This is a genomic window from Psychrobacter sp. T6-1 (assembly GCF_052258445.1).
Genome location: NZ_JBQQFC010000687.1, coordinates 1 through 730, shown reverse-complemented (window position 1 = coordinate 730; position 730 = coordinate 1). Strand labels below are relative to the sequence as shown.

Sequence of the window (730 nt, the reverse complement as noted above, 5' to 3'; positions counted from 1 at the left end):
ATAAATGAAGTTTAAAGGGTACTTATAACGAATACTGCTCTCGCAAAAGCACCATTAAACGAGAGCGGTTAAAAGGGAAGGTTATGCTAAAAGGAATGCTATGCTCTGGTTAGATCTTGGTAATACTCGGCTCAAATACTGGCTGACAGATGATATCGGGCAGATCGTCGCGCATGATGCCAAATTGCATCTGCAAGCGCCCGCTGAGCTGCTGATGGGTCTGACTGATCGATTTGAGAACTACGCTCCTGATTTTATCGGTATCTCCTCAGTGCTGGGTAATGAGCTCAATAGTAAAGTATTTGAGACCTTGAGCCGACTTGATATTCCTTTTGAATTTGTCCATGTCGATGCCGCTCATCCGTTGATGCATAGCAATTATAATGATCAGCAATTGGGCTGTGATCGTTGGCTACAGATGCTTGGTGCGGTCGATAAAAAAAAGCGCCAGTGCGTGATCGGCTGCGGCACCGCGGTGACGATTGATCTGATTGATCACGCCAAGCATTTGGGCGGCTATATCTTTCCTAATATCTATTTGCAACGCGAGTCGCTGTTCTCAGGAACCAAGCAGATTGCAATCTCAAACGGTAGTTTCGATAACTTAACTCATGGCATCACCACGCAAGATGCGGTACATCGCGGCATTTTATTATCTATCGTGGGCGCTATCAATGAGATTACTCATCGGCACCCAAACTTTGAGCTGATTATGACCGGCGGTGATGCC

Annotated in this window: 1 protein-coding gene; it reads left to right on the top strand. The window is 46.0% G+C overall.

What is annotated here, in order from left to right:
* Nucleotides 1–100: 100 nt before the first annotated feature.
* Nucleotides 101–730: pantothenate kinase (locus ACTXGO_RS15405; RefSeq protein ID WP_443575132.1), on the top strand; the 630-nt coding region annotated here is incomplete at its 3' end.